Here is a 19,510-nt window from a genome sequence, read left to right as displayed (position 1 = left end):
ATCTCAATAACTGAAATTTAAGGTCTTTCTTTAATTGTCGCAAGCATTAAATTAAACCATAAAAAATAACCACCACTTCGCTTTGACAAGAATTGGTAGTTATTTTTTAATTATTAATAATAGTCACCGTCTTTTTAACGGGCTCATGGGACATGTAAACGCATGTCCCTTTTATATAAAAATATTAACATAATTTATTTCGGAACACAATGTGCATGATGATTGCCTTACTAACTATAAATACTTTAAATATCATCTTTGAAATTAAAATTTTATCTCTAACCTAGAACTACAAGTAAATTCTTTATTGATGTATCTTCATAACTCTCTTTTAATAAAAATAAATATATAGTTTTAAAAATAAACGTTGTGCTAGAATAATATCGAGCAAGTTAAGTGGATGGTGGCTATCTGAGTATAGGGAGGTGATGCCTATGAATGGCATAACTGAAATCTTTAGAAAGGAGAAGCCCTTATGGTAAGTATTGCAGACACATTAACCTTAATGATTGCATTCGGCACTTTTGTCGTTTCATTATTAGGACTTGTTGTCGCAATCATTAAATTAAACCATAAAAAATAACCACCACTTCACTTTGACAAGAATTGGTAGTTATTTTTTAAGTACTAATGATAGTCACCGTCTTTTTAACGGGCTCATGGGACATGTATCCGCATGTCCCTTTTATATTTTAAATGTAGCATAGTTTACTTTTTTATGCAATACATCGTTAATTGGGATACATACAAAAAGGCTAGCGCAAACGCGCTAGCCTTTTCTATAATCTCAAAGATAAAGTTTTATCTTATTTGTGGATTTCAGTTACAACGCCTGATCCTACAGTACGTCCACCTTCACGGATTGAGAAACGAGTACCGTCTTCGATAGCGATTGGAGAAATTAATTCAACTTCCATTTCAACGTTATCGCCAGGCATTACCATTTCAGTACCTTCTGGTAAGTTAACAACACCAGTTACGTCAGTAGTACGGAAATAGAATTGTGGGCGGTAGTTAGAGAAGAATGGTGTGTGACGTCCACCTTCGTCTTTTGATAATACGTAAACTTCCGCTTTAAATTTTGTGTGTGGTGTAATTGAACCTGGAGCAGCTAATACTTGACCACGTTGTACATCTTCACGTGAAACACCACGTAATAATGCACCAATGTTGTCACCAGCTTCAGCGTAGTCTAATAACTTACGGAACATTTCTACACCAGTAACAGTTGTTTTAGCTGATTCGTCAGTTAAACCGATGATTTCAACTTCTTCACCAACTTTGATTTGACCACGTTCAACACGGCCAGTAGCTACTGTACCACGACCAGTGATTGAGAATACGTCCTCAACTGGCATCATGAATGGTTTGTCAGAGTCACGTTCTGGAGTTGGGATGTACTCATCTACAGCGTTCATTAATTCTAAGATTTTTTCTTCGTATGCAGCATCGCCTTCTAAAGCTTTTAATGCTGAACCAGCGATTACAGGTACGTCATCGCCTGGGAAGTCGTATTCAGATAATAAGTCACGAACTTCCATTTCTACTAATTCTAATAATTCTTCATCGTCAACCATGTCAACTTTGTTTAAGAATACTACTAATGCTGGTACACCAACGTTACGTGATAATAAGATGTGCTCACGAGTTTGTGGCATTGGACCGTCAGCAGCAGATACTACTAAGATACCACCGTCCATTTGTGCAGCACCAGTGATCATGTTTTTAACATAGTCAGCGTGACCTGGGCAGTCAACGTGTGCATAGTGACGTTTTTCAGTTTGGTATTCGATGTGTGAAGTATTGATTGTGATACCACGTTCTTTTTCCTCTGGAGCGTTGTCAATCATGTCGTATGATTGTGCAATGCTGTCACCGTGTTTTGCTAATACAGTTGCGATAGCAGCTGTTAAAGTAGTTTTACCATGGTCAACGTGACCGATAGTACCAATATTGGCATGTGTTTTTGAGCGATCAAATTTTTCTTTTGCCATTATGAAATCTCTCCTATTCAAATTAAGAATTATATTTTTTAATATGTCTCATGAAAGTTACTCACCTTCATGAGGCATATTTTCTTTATTACCTTTATAAATCATTTTGATGAAAAAATCAATTTATAAACAAGTGATAATTACATGTGTGAATTATTCACCTTTGTTCTTTTTGATGATTTCCTCAGAAATTGATTTTGGTACTTCTGCATAATGATCAAAGTACATTGTGTAAGTACCGCGACCTTGTGTATTTGAACGTAATGATGTTGCATAACCGAACATTTCTGAAAGTGGAACATAAGCGTTAACTACTTGTGCGTTACCGCGTGCTTCCATACCATCAACGCGTCCACGGCGTGCTGTTACGTCACCCATGATATCGCCTAGGTATTCTTCAGGCATTTCGATTGTAACTTTCATCATTGGTTCTAAGATGACAGGGTCACATTTTTTAGCAGCTTCTTTAAGTGCTAATGATGCAGCAATTTTGAAGGCCATTTCAGATGAATCGACATCATGGTATGAACCATCAAATAATTTTGCTTTTACATCGATTAATGGATATCCAGCTAATACACCGTTTTCCATTGCGTCTTTAAGACCTTGTTCAACTGAAGGGATGTATTCACGAGGAACAACACCACCAACGATAGCGTTTTCGAATTCGAAACCTTCACCAGTTTCGTTAGGTGTGAATTCGATGTGAACGTCACCATATTGACCACGACCACCAGATTGACGAGAGAATTTACCTTGTACTGCAGCTGATTGTTTGAACGTTTCACGGTAAGATACCATTGGCGCACCAACGTTAGCTTCTACATTAAATTCTTTCTTCATACGGTCAACGATAATGTCAAGGTGAAGCTCACCCATACCACCGATGATAACTTGACCAGTTTCTTCATCAGTATGTGCTTTGAATGTTGGGTCTTCTTCTTGTAATTTTTGTAAAGCTTGAGCCATTTTATCTTGGTCAGCTTTTGATTTAGGTTCAACTGACAAGTGAATTACAGGCTCTGGGAATTCCATTGACTCAAGGATGATGTCATTTTTCTCTCCACAAAGCGTGTCACCAGTTGCAGTGTCTTTAAGACCTACTGCAGCAGCGATATCACCTGAGTATACAGTGCTAATCTCTTCACGAGAGTTCGCATGCATTTGTAGGATACGACCTACACGTTCACGTTTGTCTTTAGTTGAGTTTTTAACATATGAACCTGAAGTTAATGTACCTGAGTACACACGGAAGAATGTTAATTTACCAACGTAAGGGTCAGTCATAACTTTGAATGCTAATGCTGCGAATTCTGCATCATCGTCAGCTTTAGCAATTACTTCTTCATCAGGATCATCGACACGGTGACCGATGATTGGTTTTACATCTAATGGTGATGGTAAGTAGTCAATAACTGCGTCCAACATTAATTGAACACCTTTGTTTTTGAATGCTGTACCACATAATACTGGGTAGAATTCAACATCTGTTGTTGCTTGGCGAATTGCCTCTTTAAGCTCTTCAACAGTTAATTCTTCTCCACCTAAGTATTTTTCCATTAAATCATCGTTTGTCTCAGCAACTGCTTCGATTAACGCTTCACGTGCTTCTTCAGCTCGCTCTTGGTAGTCAGCTGGGATTTCGATTTCATCAATTTCAGTACCTAAGTCGTTGTTGTATTTGAAACATTTCATTGTAACTAAGTCAATGATTGCTTCAAATTCATCTTCTGCACCAATTGGTAATTGGATTGGTGCTGCATTCGCTTGTAAACGATCATGTAAAGTGCTTACTGCATATTCGAAGTTTGCACCCATTTTGTCCATTTTGTTTACGAATACGATACGTGGTACACCGTAAGTTGTAGCTTGACGCCAAACTGTTTCAGTTTGAGGTTCTACACCTGATTGTGCATCAAGTACTGTTACTGCACCATCAAGTACACGTAATGAACGTTCAACTTCTACTGTGAAGTCTACGTGTCCAGGTGTATCGATGATGTTTACGCGGTGACCATTCCATGCAGCTGTTGTTGCAGCTGATGTGATTGTGATACCACGGTCTTGCTCTTGTTCCATCCAGTCCATTTGTGAAGCACCTTCGTGTGTTTCACCAATTTTATGAATACGGCCAGTGTAATAAAGAATACGTTCAGTAGTCGTCGTTTTACCAGCATCGATGTGAGCCATGATACCGATATTACGAGTGTTCTTCAACGAAAAGTCTCTTGCCATGGGTATTCTTTCTCCTTCCAGTATAATGGATTATATAGTCAGATATAGCATTACCCTAAGCAGACATAAGACAAACACCAAACTGCTAGGCAGCCTGTTGATAGATGTCTATACGATATGTGCTCAGGGGATTAGCGTTTATCTTACCAGCGGTAGTGAGCGAATGCTTTGTTCGCTTCTGCCATTTTGTGTGTATCTTCACGTTTCTTAACGGCACCACCAGTGTTGTTGGCTGCGTCTAAGATTTCGTTAGCTAAACGTTCCTCCATAGTTTTTTCACCACGAAGACGCGCATAGTTTACTAACCAACGTAAACCTAAAGTAGTACGACGCTCTGGACGAACTTCTACAGGTACTTGGTAGTTAGAACCACCTACACGGCGTGCTTTAACTTCAAGTACTGGCATAATATTGTTGATTGCTTCATCGAATACTTCCATTGCATCGCGACCAGAACGTTCTTGAACTAAGTCGAATGCTGAGTAAAGAATACGTTGAGCAGTCCCACGCTTACCATCTAACATAATTTTGTTGATTAATTTTGTCACTAATTTAGAGTTGTGAATTGGATCTGGTAACACATCTCTTTTAGGTACTGATCCTTTACGAGGCATAATACAAGTCCTCCCTTCCTATTATAATTAATTGTTGTTCTATTTGCGTTTAATGTCGATTAAACTTATTTTTTAGGTTTTTTAGTTCCGTATAATGAACGGCTTTGCATACGACCTTCAACACCTGAAGTATCTAATGCACCACGTACGATATGGTAACGCACACCAGGTAAGTCTTTTACACGTCCACCACGTACAAGTACAACACTGTGCTCTTGTAAGTTGTGTCCGATACCAGGGATGTATGCGTTGATTTCAATGTTGTTTGATAAACGCACACGTGCATATTTACGTAACGCAGAGTTTGGTTTCTTCGGTGTCATTGTACCCACACGTGTACAAACACCACGTTTTTGTGGTGAATTTAACTTAGTGAATTGTTTTTTCTGACTGTTGAAACCTCTATTTAAAGCAGGTGAGTCTGATTTTTTAGTTTTGCTCTGTCTTGGTTTACGTACTAATTGGTTAATAGTAGGCATTTTTCGTCCTCCTCTCTTATTCTCTTAATTCCACACATCCAGGTGGTTCATTTTTAAGTTAAATAAAATTTAGTAAGCATCACACTTACTAATCTCATTTCAGTAATGCAACGACTGTTGCCTTTACCTTTATACCAACATGTTCTCCAAGTGCTTGTCGACTCGGGAAGAACGTAATAGGTATCATATTTTGATTGGCAAAGCTTAACACGCGTGCTAATAAATGAATATTAACATCTTCACCGATAATCAATTGCTTGACTTGTTGTCTCTTCAACGCCTTGAGCGTTTGTTTGAGTCCAACAACATAAGATTCATTATCTAAGCGTGTGACTTTTTCATTAGACATTCTCATATCCTCCAAAGTACTGCTTGCATCAACCTTTACTATATTATCATCTCTATCAACAGTTCGTCAACACTTATTGCTAATAAAACATAGGTTTTTATAGCTTTGACAGTACCCGCTATTTCTTGTTCATACATAGAAGAAAAGAGAAGGGGCTGAAGTTGCCCCATTCTCTATTGCTATATAATTACTCAGTGATAAGTTCTGATTCTGTGTTTTCTGGTGCTACTTCTTTTTCGATAGATACGTCACTGTAACGTCTCATACCTGTACCAGCAGGAATCAACTTACCGATGATAACATTCTCTTTCAAGCCGAGTAAGTCGTCTCGTTTGCCTTTGATTGCTGCGTCAGTAAGGACACGTGTCGTTTCTTGGAATGAAGCCGCAGATAAGAAACTTTCTGTTTCAAGTGATGCTTTCGTGATACCGAGTAATACTGGTTTTGCAGTCGCTGGGCGTTTACGCTCTTTGAATGCATCACGGTTAGCATCTGTGAAGTGATGAATGTCTACTAATGAACCTGGTAATAACTTCGTATCGCCAGCTTCAATGATGCGGACTTTACGTAACATTTGACGCACCATCACTTCAACGTGTTTATCGTCAATTTCTACCCCTTGCATACGGTAAACTTTTTGTACTTCTTTAAGCAAGTACTCTTCAGTTGCCGTTAAACCAGCTACCGCTAAGTAGTTTTTCGGCTCAATTGAACCTTCAGTTAAGACTTCACCGCGTTCAACAGATTGTCCGATTTCTACTTTTAAGCGTGATGTACCTGATGCAAGGTAAGAACGTGTTTCGTTGGCACCTTTGATAACAATTTCTTGTTGTCTATCTTTACCAACTGTAATGTTGTCTACCACACCTTCGATCTCCGTAATCACAGCTTGACCTTTCGGATTACGTGCTTCGAAAATCTCTTGGATACGTGGTAAACCTTGTGTGATATCGCTACCGGCTACCCCACCAGTATGGAATGTACGCATTGTTAACTGTGTACCAGGTTCACCGATTGATTGAGCGGCAATTGTACCAACTGCTTCGCCCACTTCAACTTTTTCACCTGTCGCCAAGTTCTTACCATAACATTTTTCACATACACCATGACGTGTGTTACATGTAAATGCTGAGCGAATGTACATTTGTTCAATGCCTGCATCTGTGATTTCTTTTGCAATTTCAGCTGTAATTAATTCGTCTGGACGAATGATGACTTTGTCAGTCTCCGGATGACGAATCGTCTCTTTAGAGTAACGACCTTCGATACGCTCAATGAATGGTTCAATCATTTCTGTACCTTCTTTGATATCTGAAACGAGTAAACCACGGTCTGTACCACAATCTTCTTCACGCACGATAACATCTTGTGCAACGTCAACAAGACGACGCGTTAAGTAACCTGAGTCGGCAGTCTTAAGTGCTGTATCGGCAAGACCTTTACGCGCACCGTGAGTAGAGATGAAGTACTCTAATACTGTTAAACCTTCACGGAATGATGATGTGATCGGAAGTTCGATGATTTTACCAGATGGTGCAGCCATCAAACCACGCATACCTGCAAGTTGTGTAAAGTTAGATGCGTTACCACGGGCACCTGAGTCACTCATCATAAAGATTGGGTTTGTTTTATCAAGAGATTTCATCAGTTTTGCTTGAATTCTATCTTTTGCTTGTGTCCAAATTTCAATGACCGCATTATAACGTTCTTCTTCAGTTAATAAACCACGGCTGAATTGTTTTTGTACACGTTCAACAAGTTTTTCTGATTCATCTAAGATTTCTTGTTTGTCTGGTAATACAACGATATCAGCAACACCTACTGTAATACCTGCTTTTGATGAGTACTTGAATCCTAAGTCTTTCATCAAGTCAAGCATCATAGATGTATCTGTAATGCTGAAACGGTTGAATACTTCTGCGATGATGTTACCCAAGAATTTTTTATTGAATGGTGGAACAAGCTCTGTTTTTTCGAAGTATTCTTTTAATCCACCTTCACCTAGTTCAGTTGCATCCACAAAATATTTGTCTGGTGTGTTCTTCTCTAGGTTTGTCGCTGTTGGTTCGTTGATATATGCGAATGAATCTGGAATGATTTCATTGAAAATCACTTTACCAACAGAAGTCGTTAAGATTTTACGGTTTTGTTCTTCCGTAAACGTTGGGTTATTGAATGAACCTGCTTGTACACCGATACGTGTATGCAAGTGTACATAACCATTTGCATAGGCTTTAAGCACTTCATTCGTATCATTGAATAACAAGCCTGTATTCACAGCATCTTTACGCTCTAAAGTTAAGTAGTAGTTACCAAGTACCATATCCTGAGATGGTGTTACAACTGGTTTACCATCTTTAGGGTTCAAGATGTTTTGAGCGGCAAGCATTAACATACGTGCTTCTGCTTGTGCTTCTTTTGATAATGGTACGTGAACCGCCATTTGGTCACCGTCAAAGTCAGCGTTATAGGCTGTTGTAACGAGTGGATGTAGACGAATTGCACGACCTTCAACAAGTGTTGGTTCGAACGCTTGGATACCAAGTCTGTGAAGCGTTGGTGCACGGTTAAGTAATACTGGGTGTTCGATGATAACATCTTCTAAAACATCCCATACTTCGTCTTCCATACGCTCAATTTTACTTTTCGCATTCTTGATGTTTGTCGCAATTTCACGTTGAACTAGTTCTTTCATAACGAAAGGTTTGAAGAGTTCAAGTGCCATTTCTTTCGGCAAACCACATTGGTACATTTTCAAGTTCGGACCAACGGCAATAACCGAACGACCAGAGTAGTCAACACGTTTACCAAGTAAGTTTTGACGGAAACGTCCTTGCTTACCTTTTAACATGTGTGACAATGATTTAAGTGGACGGTTACCTGGACCTGTTACAGGACGACCACGACGACCATTGTCGATCAATGCGTCAACAGCTTCTTGTAACATACGTTTTTCGTTTTGAACAATGATACCAGGTGCACCAAGGTCTAATAAACGTTTCAAACGGTTATTACGGTTGATAACACGGCGGTATAAGTCGTTCAAGTCACTTGTCGCAAAGCGTCCACCATCAAGTTGAACCATTGGACGGATCTCAGGTGGAATGATTGGAAGTACATCTAAAATCATCCAAGCTGGATTGTTTCCTGAGTTACGGAATGATTCAACAACTTCTAAACGTTTAATCGCACGTGTTAAACGTTGACCTGTCGCAGATTCTAACTCATCGCGTAAAAGTCGAAGTTCTTCATCCAAGTCAATCTCTTCTAAAAGGTCTTTGATTCCTTCAGCACCCATTTTAGCTGTGAATTGACCTGGGAATTTATCGTAATAGTCACGATATTCTGCTTCAGAAAGTAATGCTTTCTTTTCGAGACCTGTTGGACCTGGATCTACCACAACGTATGATGCGAAGTAGATTACTTCTTCTAATGAACGTGGTGACATATCTAATAATAATCCCATGCGACTTGGAATACCTTTGAAGTACCAAATATGTGATACAGGTGCTGCAAGTTCGATGTGACCCATACGTTCACGACGTACTTTTGATTTTGTTACTTCTACACCACAACGGTCACAAATCATACCTTTGTAACGTACACGTTTGTACTTACCACAACTACATTCCCAGTCTTTTGTTGGACCGAAAATTCTTTCACAGAATAAACCATCTTTTTCTGGTTTTAACGTACGGTAGTTGATTGTTTCTGGTTTTTTAACTTCACCTCTTGACCATTTACGGATTTTTTCTGGTGAAGCGAGTCCTATTTTCATGTAATGGAATTTATTTACATCAATCAAGGAGCCTACCTCCTTTAGTTTAAATTAGCTATGCAAATTGATTGATAACAACATCTTATTTATATCGTTATAGCATGACTGAGATGTCATACTTAATACATCTATTATCGTAGACATGTTAAGTATGACTTTATCTCAATGCATCCTTGTCTATTTTTATAGTTTGTAATTATTCGTTCGTTTCGGCTGGTGACTCTTGAGCTGCAACAGGTTGTTGCGCGTTAATGTTATGGTCTGGCGCATCTTCGTCTTCGATATCGCTCATATCAATTTCTTGATCTTGTTCGTCCATCACCTTAACATCCAATCCTAAACTTTGTAACTCTTTCATCAATACTCGGAATGATTCAGGAACACTTGGTCTTGCGATGTTTTCACCTTTTACAATCGCTTCATATGTTTTCACACGACCGACTGTGTCATCCGATTTGTAAGTCAAGATTTCTTGTAATGTGTATGCTGCACCGTATGCTTCAAGTGCCCATACCTCCATCTCACCAAATCTTTGACCACCGAATTGTGCTTTACCACCAAGCGGTTGTTGTGTAACAAGTGAGTATGGACCAGTTGAACGTGCGTGAAGTTTGTCGTCAACCATGTGCGCAAGTTTCAACATGTACATCACACCGACTGAAATACGGTTATCGAATGGTTCACCTGTACGACCATCGTAAAGGACTGTTTTACCGTCACGTGCCATACCTGCTTCTTCAATTGTTGACCATACGTCATCATCGTTTGCACCATCGAATACTGGTGATGCAACGTGAATACCTAAGTTTTTAGCAGCCATACCTAAGTGCAACTCTAATACTTGTCCGATATTCATACGTGATGGTACACCAAGTGGGTTTAACATGATATCAATTGGCGTGCCGTCTGGTAAGTATGGCATATCTTCTTCAGGAACAATCTTAGAGATGACACCTTTGTTACCGTGACGACCACACATCTTGTCACCTACATGAATTTTACGTTTTTGAACGATGTAAACACGTACTAATTGGTTGACACCTGGAGAAAGTGAATCGTCGCCTTCTTCACGGTTAAACACTTTAACATCTAATACGATACCGCCAGCACCGTGTGGTACACGTAATGACGTATCACGGACTTCGCGTGCTTTTTCACCGAAGATGGCATGTAATAAACGTTCTTCCGCTGTTAATTCAGTCACACCTTTAGGCGTTACTTTACCAACAAGGATGTCACCATCTTTAACTTCTGCACCAACATAAACGATACCACGATCATCTAAGTTTTTAAGTGCACTTTCAGATACGTTTGGAATATCACGTGTGATTTCTTCAGGTCCAAGTTTCGTATCACGCGCTTCTGACTCGTACTCTTCGATGTGAATTGAAGTATACACATCATCTTTTACGAGACGTTCACTCATAATAACGGCATCCTCGTAGTTATAACCATCCCATGTCATAAATCCAACAACAACGTTGCGTCCTAGTGCCATTTCACCGAGTTCCATAGAAGGACCGTCAGCTAAAATTTCACCTTTTGATACGACGTCGCCAGCTTTAATGATTGGGCGTTGGTTGTAACAAGTACCTGAGTTTGAACGTTTAAACTTCGCTAATGGATAACGATCAAGTTCACCTTCGTACTCTTGACCATTCTCTTCAATCAAGCGTCTCACTAAGATTTCTTTTGATTGAACATGTTCAACACGGCCACGGTGTTTCGCAATCACTGCCGCACCAGAGTCACGTGCTGCTACGTGTTCCATACCTGTACCAACAAATGGTGATTCAGGGTTTAACAATGGCACCGCTTGACGTTGCATGTTCGCACCCATTAAGGCACGGTTAGAGTCATCGTTTTCTAAGAATGGGATACATGCTGTCGCAGCAGAAACAACTTGCTTCGGCGATACGTCCATGTAATCCATCTTTTCTTTTGCCATTGTTGTGTTGTTACCACGGAAACGACATACAATCTCATCATCAATGAAGCGACCATTTTCATCTAAACGAGAGTTCGCTTGTGCCACTACATAGCTATCTTCTTCGTCAGCAGTTAAATAGTCGATTTGATCAGTGATTGTATTCGTCTCAATATCAACTTTACGATATGGTGTTTCAATGAAACCAAACTCATTGACACGTGCATAACTAGATAATGAGTTGATCAAACCAATGTTTGGTCCCTCTGGTGTTTCAATCGGACACATACGACCATAGTGTGAGTAGTGAACGTCACGCACTTCCATTTGAGCACGTTCACGTGTTAAACCACCAGGCCCTAACGCTGAAAGACGACGTTTGTGCGTTAACTCAGCAAGTGGGTTCGCTTGGTCCATGAATTGTGACAATTGAGAACTACCAAAGAATTCTTTGATTGATGCAATCACTGGACGGATATTAATCAATTGTTGTGGCGTGATTGATTCAGTGTCTTGAATTGACATTCTCTCACGTACAACACGTTCCATACGAGATAAACCGATACGGAATTGGTTCTGTAACAATTCGCCAACTGAACGTAAGCGACGGTTACCAAGATGGTCGATATCATCTGTATAGCCAATACCGTGTAATAAGTTGAAGAAGTATGACATTGACGCAACAATATCAGCTGGTGTAATACATTTCACTTCAGAATCAGGGAATGCATTGCCAATCACTGTTGTTGTACGACCTTCTTCATCATTTGGTACATATACTTTGATTGATTGAATTTCAACCGGCTCGTCAACGATGCTATCTGGTAATTCGTATACCTGTGCATTCGCATTTGATTCAAGCACATCCATGATTTCGTCTAACTTACGACGATCAAGAACTGTACCTTCTTCAGCGACGATTTCGCCTGTTTCAGTATTAACGATTGGTTCCGCTAATTTTTGATTGAATAAGCGGTGTTTTAAATGTAATTTTTTGTTTGCTTTGTAACGACCCACGCTCGCTAAGTCATAGCGTTTTGGATCGAAGAAACGTGAATATAATAAGCTCTTCGCATTTTCAAGTGTTGGTGGTTCACCTGGACGTAGACGCTCATAAATTTCTAATAATGCTTGATCTGTATTTTCAGTGCTGTCTTTTTCTAACGTATTACGTAAGTATTCATTGTCCCCGATTAAGTCAATAATCTCTTGGTCTGTTGAATAACCTAAAGCACGTAATAATACTGTTAATGGAAGTTTTCTTGTTCTATCAATACGCACATAAACAATATCTTTCGCATCTGTTTCATATTCCAACCATGCACCACGGTTCGGAATTACAGTCGCATCATAGTTCACACGACCATTTTTATCTAACTTTTCATTGAAGTATACAGATGGTGAACGCACTAATTGTGAAACGATAACACGTTCCGCACCATTGATCACGAAAGTACCTGTTTCAGTCATTAATGGGAAATCACCCATAAATACTTCTTGATCTTTTACTTCGCCTGTTTCCTTAATAATTAAACGAACTTTTACACGTAATGGTGCTGCATACGTCGCATCACGGTTTTTAGACTCTTCTAAATCATACTTAGGTTCGCCTAGTCTGTAATCAACGAACTCTAAAGATAAATTACCTGTAAAGTCCTCGATTGGTGAGATATCTCTGAACATCTCTAAAAGGCCCTCTTCCAAGAACCAGTCATATGATTTTGTTTGAATCTCAATTAAGTTTGGTAACTCTAATACTTCTGAGATTCTTGCGTAGTTTCTACGTTTACGATGTCTTCCATATTGGACAAATTGACCTGCCAAACAGATTCACCCCTCAAATATTGTGTCGTACTTTACAGCTATATTACATATCAAGACAAAAAGAAAACGGTAGCACATATTTGATGACACCATTTTCTGTTCTAAATCCCGCTATTCTTCAATGTTACAATGAAACTTTACCCGTAAAAGTACACACTTGTTGAACATAAATTTTTCATCTTATTACTTTACCATACATATACTTCAAAATCAAGATTTAATGCTTTTTAATATATGATAGCCTTTACTGTTTTTAATCGACTCTGCATTTCCAAAAACGGACATCATCTTTTTCTTAGCAGAAGGCATACCTTGTTTCTTTTGAATGACTACATACAATGCACCATCATCTTTCAATTTATCATATGCATCTTCCAAAATTTGATGTACCACTTGTTTCCCTGCACGAATCGGTGGATTAGTTAAAATATAATGCTGTGAAGCATCTGCCACTTCAGCTAATCCGTTACTTTCTTGAATCGAAACGTTATCAATCTGATTGCGTTTCGCATTTTTACGCGCCAACTCTAAGGCTCTATGATTAACATCAAGCATCGTGAGTTGATCGTGTGGTGCTACCTTTGCTAACAACAGTCCAATCGGTCCGTATCCGCACCCTACATCAGCAATCAACTTCGCTTGACCAGGTGGATGCTCGCTTAAAAACGTTTGAATCAGCAAATCCGAACCAAAATCGACTTGGTCGCGTGAAAAGACCCCCGCATCTGTTGTTAAGATTAAACGCTGCTTATAACATTCATAAACAATGTCTCTCTCATCAGATTGCGTATCAGGATGTGCGTCATAATAATGACTCATAGACATTCACACCTTATCTTCATATAAAATAAATTTTGTTATTTACATATTCAAAAACCCGCTATTTTCATGAAATAGCGGGTTTTCACTTATCAATGAATTATTTTAATTCTACTGAAGCGCCAACTTCTTCTAATTGTTCTTTAAGTTTTTCAGCTTCTTCTTTAGGCATAGCTTCTTTGATGATGCTTGGTGCACCGTCAACTAATTCTTTAGCGTCTTTTAAGCCTAAACCAGTTGCTTCTTTAACTGCTTTAACAACTTTGATTTTTGATGATCCAGCTGAAGTTAATTCAACATCAAATTCAGTTTTTTCAGCTGCTGCGTCTCCGCCAGCTGCGCCTGCTGCTGCAACTGGTGCTGCTGCAGTTACACCAAATTCTTCTTCGATTGCTTTAACTAAGTCATTTAATTCTAAAACTGACATTTCTTTAATTGCTTCAATGATTTGCTCTTGATTAGCCATGTTAATATTCCTCCATTTTTTAACTGATTAATTTAATGTATTGATTACTCTGCGTTTTCTTCTTTGTTTTCACCAACAGCTTTAACTGCATAAGCGAAGTTGCGGATTGGCGCTTGTAATACAGAAAGAAGCATTGATACAAGACCGTCGTGTGATGGTAAAGAACCAACTGTCTTAACTTCTTCAGCAGTGATTACGCTACCTTCCATGACACCTGTCTTAATTTCTAAAGCTTCGTGTTCTTTAGCGAATCCAGCGATAACTTTTGCCGGTGCAACGACATCTTCAGTTGTGAAAGCAACTGCAGTTGGTCCAGTGAAATGTTCATCTAAACCTTCGATACCAGCTTGTTCAGCTGCACGACGTAACAATGTGTTTTTGTAAACTTTGTATTGTACGCCTGCTTCACGTAATTGTTTACGTAATTCTGTCACTTCAGCTACTGTTAAACCACGGTAGTCAACAACTACTGTAGAAACAGAAGATTTAAGTTGCTCTGCGATGATGTCAACTTGTTGTTTTTTCGCTTCAATGATTCCAGACATTTAGACACCTCCATAGATAATTTTTATGCTTTTAAATATCCAAGATGTCTCTCGAATAAAAAAAGCACTTTTTACCCTGGGCAAAAAGTGCTTGAAAGTTTTCACGTTCAAGTCAATTTAGCCTCGGTAGGATGAAGTATTAAGCATATCAATGCTCCTACTGTCTTAGGTAAAATATTCAACAAAGTTAAATATAACTGTTTTCCACTCAATAGTCAACATTTATTTCTAACTTTATTTGAAACAAAGCGCAAAACAATCAACTGATCATTTTGGGTCTTAATCTTTTGTGGTGGGATGGCATGAACTGCTGTCCCGCCCTTTTTTGTTTTTTAAATCATTTTGATACAAAAAAAGCGCTCATGCCTCTATAATTTTAAGTGCCTAAACAAAAAATGAGAGGAGACATGATGCGCCTATGTGTAATGATATATTAAAACTATTAAAAATAAAAGATGAAAATATTCAAGTTCTTAAAGTGGAAGAAGATGTAGAAGTGCATGGTCAGCTTTCTACGGTTGTTTATGGAACACTTTCTTATACACCAAAGGCATGTATGAAGTGTGGTTGTGTCAATGACGGACAAATACATAAGCACGGTAAACGTGTTTCGCGTTTAACACTATTAAAATCTCAAGAGTCTAATGTTTATCTTAATTTAGCGAAAGAACGCTTTAAGTGTCTACATTGTTTAAAGACTTTTACGGCTCAAACAAACATTGTTGATAGTAATTGCTTTATTACTAACCGTGTGAAATTAGCGATTCAGGACAAACTCACACGTGTACAGTCTGAGATAGACATTGCTAATGATTGTAGTGTTTCACCAAGCACAGTTAAGAGATGTATTCACCATATCTCACAATCATTAATAGTAAAACCTTCATCTGGATTGCCTAAACATCTCTCCATAGATGAATTTAAAAGCGTTAAAAATGTGACAACAGCGATGAGTTTTCTGTTTATAAATAATGAAACGAATCAGATTATCGATATCTTAGAAGATAGACGTATTCACAAACTTAAAGAGTACTTCTATCGTTTTGATCGTCGTGAACGATTAGCTGTCAAAACGGTCACAGCCGATATGTATGAACCCTACATTAACTTCATTCATGAAGTATTCCCGAATGCGATTTTAATCTTTGATCGTTTTCACATTGTTCAGCACCTTAACCGTGAACTTAATAAGCAACGTATTTCTATAATGAATACTTGTCGCTATAAGTCATCAACAGATTACACGAAAATGAAAAAACACTGGAAACTTTTCCTTTCTGACAGACAAGATATCAACAGCTATGAATACTTTTGGTCGAAGTCCTTCAAAACGTATACGACATCAAGAGATATTTTAGAGTATCTATTAAATCTTGATCAGCAGCTCTATGACACATATATGTTAGTTCATCACCTTCGAGAAGCATTAAAACAATGTGATTGGTTACGTTTCAAAGAAACTTTAATGAGTGTTGATAAGAAGCATGTATCACGTGGTGTTTGGCGTGTCATTCGGTTCTATAAAAAATACGAGTATATCCTTTATTCAACAATTAAACACCCTAAGTTAAACAATGGAGCGATTGAAGGTATCAATAATAAAATTAAGCTTATTAAACGTGTATCATATGGCTATCGAAACTTTAATAACTTCAAGGCAAGGATACTGATTATTTTTAAGCTATATCAACGACGTAAAAAGGATAGTTTACTAATAAATAACGCTGCATAAATATATTACGTAGTAATCGCTATCTAATATGTCCTAACACACTTAGAGATGTGTATCTAAAATCATTTCTAATACGAGACGCCTAAGGCAACAAGCCGAACGGAAAATCCATTTTGGCTTCTTTTATTCAATAAAGCCAAAATTAGTTGAAGTGAGGCGCCTTGGCAAGCGAGTATTAAAGAAATGATGGTATAGAAAAAGCGCACAATTAATAATTAAACTGTACGCTTAAATGAATGTAGAGATGACTACATGTTATGATTAAGTTAAAAATAAAATTAGTTACTTTTTATTATCTGCCCACCACAAAAAATGGACTTCCATCATTTTACGCTTGTGTTAATAAACTTATAGTTTGAAAGTTGCAGTATCTACTTTGACGCCAGGGCCCATTGTAGTTGTAACTGAAACTGATTTGAAGTAAGTACCTTTAGCTGATGCTGGTTTTGCTTTTGTTAAAACATCTAATAATGTTTTGAAGTTATCTACAAGTTTGTCAGTATCGAATGATACTTTACCGATAGATGCATGTACGATACCTGCTTTTTCAGCACGGTATTCTACTTTACCAGCTTTGATTTCTTCAACAGCTTTTGTAACATCCATTGTTACAGTGCCTGTTTTAGGGTTTGGCATTAAACCTTTAGGTCCTAATACACGACCTAATTTACCAACTTCACCCATCATGTCAGGTGTTGCAACAACTACGTCAAAATCAAACCAACCTTGTTGGATTTTGTTTACATATTCAGCATCACCAACGTAGTCAGCGCCTGCTGCTTCTGCTTCTGCAATTTTGTCGCCTTTAGCGAATACCAATACGCGTTGTGATTTACCAGTACCGTGTGGTAATACTACTGCGCCACGGATTTGTTGGTCATTTTTACGCGTATCAATTCCTAAACGGAATGCTACTTCAACTGAAGCATCGAAGTTAGCAACAGATGTTTCTTGAGCTAATTTAATCGCTTCTTCGATAGCATAGTATGCTTGGCGATCAATTTTGCTAACTGCTTCTTGATACTTTTTACCTTTTTTAGCCATTATTATTGTCCTCCTTTAGTGGTGTTATCGGAATGTCCTCCCACGTTTACTTGCCGTAATAGCAAGTTGAGCGCAGATAACCCGAGCGTCGTTACGCTTTAGCAATGTCATCTGTATAACAAAGGGGTCTATCTGCGTTCACTACAAAATTTATCATTTGTTCGTTTAAATTACGTGTTGACGTTAATACAATTACTCAACAACAATACCCATACTACGTGCAGTACCTTCAACGATACGCATAGCCGCTTCTTCGTCAGCAGCGTTTAAGTCTGGCATTTTTGTGTTAGCAATTTCACGTACTTGGTCTTTTGTTACAGTAGCAACTTTTGTTTTGTTAGGTTCACCAGAACCTTTTTCAACGCCTGCTGCTTTTTTAAGTAAAACTGCTGCAGGTGGTGTTTTAGTAATGAATGTAAATGAACGGTCTTCATATACATAAATTTCTACTGGAATAATTAAACCTACTTGTTCTTGCGTACGTGCGTTAAATTCCTTTGTGAAAGCCATAATGTTCACACCGGCTTGACCTAATGCAGGACCAACTGGTGGTGCTGGGTTTGCTTTACCTGCTGGAATTTGTAACTTAACTACTTTTTCAACTTTTTTAGCCACGATGTGCACCTCCTTGATATCGTGATGTGGTCACAGGGCTCATTTTTGCCCTCCCACTCTTAACATTTCGTGACGAAATGTAGCGCTATAAATGCGCGACTTCGTTATTATATCATCTAGATGTTTAGATTACAACACAAAACTTTATGATCTTTTTACACTACATTAAAGTTTTTCAATTTGATCAAATTCAACTTCCACAGGAGTTTCACGACCAAACATATCAACTAACACTGTTAATTTGAATTTATCTGCTTCGATACTTTCGACTTCGCCCACTTGGTTAGCAAACGGACCAGAAGTGACACGCACTTGTTCGCCCAATTCAACTTCAACGTCGATTGTTTTTTCTTTCATGCCCATCTGTTTTAAAATGAAGCGCGCTTCTTCAGGCAGTAATGGGTTCGGCTTAGATCCCGCACCCGCTGAACCAACGAATCCTGTAACACCAGGTGTGTTACGAACAACATACCAAGACTCATCCGTCATAATTAATTCAACTAAAACATATCCCGGGAATGTTTTCTTCATTGACTTCTTCGCTTTTCCATCTTTCACTTGTGTTTCCTCTTCTTCAGGAATCACAACGCGGAAAATTTGTTCAGTCATATTCATAGACTCAACACGTTTTTCCAAATTCTGTTTTACTTTATTCTCATATCCTGAATAGGTATGAACTGCATACCAATGTTTCGCACCGAAATCTTCAGACATGCTGACATCTCCTCACTCACTATTTTATCATTTTAATAACTTGACCAATTCCAATATCCAAACCGTAGAAAAATAGCAAGAAGAACACTACTGTACATACTACGATTGTCGTATATTTCACAAGTTCAGGACCCGTTGGCCAACTTGTCTTTTCCATTTCTGACTTAACACCTTGGAAGAAGCTCTCTTTTTTAGCCATAATCGTCTTTACCTCCAATTATTTGGATTCTTTATGAAGTGTATGTGTTTGACATGACGCACAAAATTTCTTCAATGTTAATCGATCGGTTTGATTCGTCGATTTTGGAAGATGGTAGTTGCGACTGCCACATTTTTCACAATTCAGTGGTACTTTTTTCACTTTAACTCACCTTA

Annotated in this window: 17 protein-coding genes and 1 other annotated feature; of the genes, 2 read left to right on the top strand and 15 right to left on the bottom strand. The window is 38.4% G+C overall.

What is annotated here, in order from left to right; genetic code table 11:
* The first annotated feature begins 475 nt into the window (after positions 1-475).
* Entirely contained in the window at positions 476-583 is a 108-nt protein-coding gene (locus tag MUA51_RS01345) for a putative holin-like toxin (protein ID WP_262560093.1), read from the top strand.
* Positions 584-806: 223 nt separating this feature from the next.
* Here MUA51_RS01345 and tuf read toward each other — a convergent pair whose 3' ends face one another.
* The 10 genes from tuf to rplJ form a co-directional block, all read right to left on the bottom strand.
* Positions 807-1,994 (bottom strand): elongation factor Tu, encoded by a 1,188-nt coding sequence (gene tuf / locus MUA51_RS01340; protein WP_262560092.1) that lies wholly within the window; start codon positions 1,992-1,994, stop codon positions 807-809.
* Positions 1,995-2,147: 153 nt separating this feature from the next.
* A complete protein-coding gene (fusA, locus tag MUA51_RS01335) occupies positions 2,148-4,229 on the bottom strand; it encodes an elongation factor G (RefSeq protein ID WP_262560091.1) in 2,082 nt (693 codons plus the stop codon).
* Positions 4,230-4,372: 143 nt separating this feature from the next.
* Positions 4,373-4,843: a 30S ribosomal protein S7 gene (gene rpsG, locus MUA51_RS01330; protein ID WP_014614746.1), complete on the bottom strand. Its 471-nt coding sequence runs from the start codon at positions 4,841-4,843 to the stop codon at positions 4,373-4,375.
* Positions 4,844-4,908: 65 nt separating this feature from the next.
* The gene (gene rpsL, locus MUA51_RS01325) at positions 4,909-5,322 is read right to left on the bottom strand and encodes a 30S ribosomal protein S12 (protein ID WP_044359258.1); all 414 of its coding nucleotides are present in this window, start codon (positions 5,320-5,322) and stop codon (positions 4,909-4,911) included.
* 94 nt (positions 5,323-5,416) lie between these two features.
* Positions 5,417-5,671 (bottom strand): ribosomal L7Ae/L30e/S12e/Gadd45 family protein, encoded by a 255-nt coding sequence (locus tag MUA51_RS01320; protein ID WP_095115232.1) that lies wholly within the window; start codon positions 5,669-5,671, stop codon positions 5,417-5,419.
* A gap of 187 nt (positions 5,672-5,858) precedes the next feature.
* The gene (gene rpoC / locus MUA51_RS01315; protein WP_346657953.1) at positions 5,859-9,476 is read right to left on the bottom strand and encodes a DNA-directed RNA polymerase subunit beta'; all 3,618 of its coding nucleotides are present in this window, start codon (positions 9,474-9,476) and stop codon (positions 5,859-5,861) included.
* A gap of 169 nt (positions 9,477-9,645) precedes the next feature.
* Positions 9,646-13,200, bottom strand: a complete 3,555-nt coding sequence (gene rpoB / locus MUA51_RS01310; protein ID WP_262560090.1) for a DNA-directed RNA polymerase subunit beta — start codon at positions 13,198-13,200, stop codon at positions 9,646-9,648.
* A gap of 210 nt (positions 13,201-13,410) precedes the next feature.
* On the bottom strand, positions 13,411-14,019 hold the full coding sequence (locus MUA51_RS01305) for a class I SAM-dependent methyltransferase (protein WP_262560089.1): 609 nt from the start codon (positions 14,017-14,019) through the stop codon (positions 13,411-13,413).
* Between the two features lie 100 nt (positions 14,020-14,119).
* Positions 14,120-14,485, bottom strand: coding sequence for a 50S ribosomal protein L7/L12 (rplL, locus tag MUA51_RS01300; RefSeq protein ID WP_095115225.1), 366 nt, complete (start codon positions 14,483-14,485; stop codon positions 14,120-14,122).
* A 44-nt stretch (positions 14,486-14,529) separates the two neighbouring features.
* A complete protein-coding gene (gene rplJ, locus MUA51_RS01295; RefSeq protein ID WP_095115223.1) occupies positions 14,530-15,030 on the bottom strand; it encodes a 50S ribosomal protein L10 in 501 nt (166 codons plus the stop codon).
* A gap of 49 nt (positions 15,031-15,079) precedes the next feature.
* Positions 15,080-15,218: a sequence feature (ribosomal protein L10 leader region), on the bottom strand.
* A 230-nt stretch (positions 15,219-15,448) separates the two neighbouring features.
* On the opposite strand from rplJ, the gene MUA51_RS01290 reads away from it, so the two are divergent.
* Positions 15,449-16,762 carry an ISL3 family transposase gene (locus MUA51_RS01290; RefSeq protein ID WP_262560088.1) on the top strand — a complete coding sequence of 438 codons (1,314 nt, stop codon included), beginning with the start codon at positions 15,449-15,451 and terminating at the stop codon, positions 16,760-16,762.
* Between the two features lie 348 nt (positions 16,763-17,110).
* Here the strand turns inward: MUA51_RS01290 and rplA are convergent, their stop codons facing one another.
* From rplA to rpmG, 5 genes are all read right to left on the bottom strand, one after another.
* The gene (gene rplA, locus MUA51_RS01285; RefSeq protein WP_095115221.1) at positions 17,111-17,806 is read right to left on the bottom strand and encodes a 50S ribosomal protein L1; all 696 of its coding nucleotides are present in this window, start codon (positions 17,804-17,806) and stop codon (positions 17,111-17,113) included.
* A gap of 192 nt (positions 17,807-17,998) precedes the next feature.
* Complete coding sequence (rplK, locus tag MUA51_RS01280) at positions 17,999-18,421, bottom strand: 50S ribosomal protein L11 (protein WP_044359250.1); 423 nt, start codon at positions 18,419-18,421, stop codon at positions 17,999-18,001.
* Positions 18,422-18,586: 165 nt separating this feature from the next.
* Complete coding sequence (gene nusG / locus MUA51_RS01275; protein ID WP_095115219.1) at positions 18,587-19,135, bottom strand: transcription termination/antitermination protein NusG; 549 nt, start codon at positions 19,133-19,135, stop codon at positions 18,587-18,589.
* 19 nt (positions 19,136-19,154) lie between these two features.
* On the bottom strand, positions 19,155-19,334 hold the full coding sequence (gene secE / locus MUA51_RS01270) for a preprotein translocase subunit SecE (RefSeq protein ID WP_262560087.1): 180 nt from the start codon (positions 19,332-19,334) through the stop codon (positions 19,155-19,157).
* Between the two features lie 18 nt (positions 19,335-19,352).
* Complete coding sequence (gene rpmG, locus MUA51_RS01265; RefSeq protein ID WP_262560086.1) at positions 19,353-19,496, bottom strand: 50S ribosomal protein L33; 144 nt, start codon at positions 19,494-19,496, stop codon at positions 19,353-19,355.
* Between the last annotated feature and the right edge of the window lie 14 nt (positions 19,497-19,510).

Origin of the sequence: Staphylococcus sp. IVB6214, assembly GCF_025558585.1 — a bacterium.
Lineage (GTDB): Bacteria > Bacillota > Bacilli > Staphylococcales > Staphylococcaceae > Staphylococcus.
The sequence above is the reverse complement of the archived record's forward strand: the minus strand, read 5'-3'. Positions and strand labels throughout refer to the sequence as shown.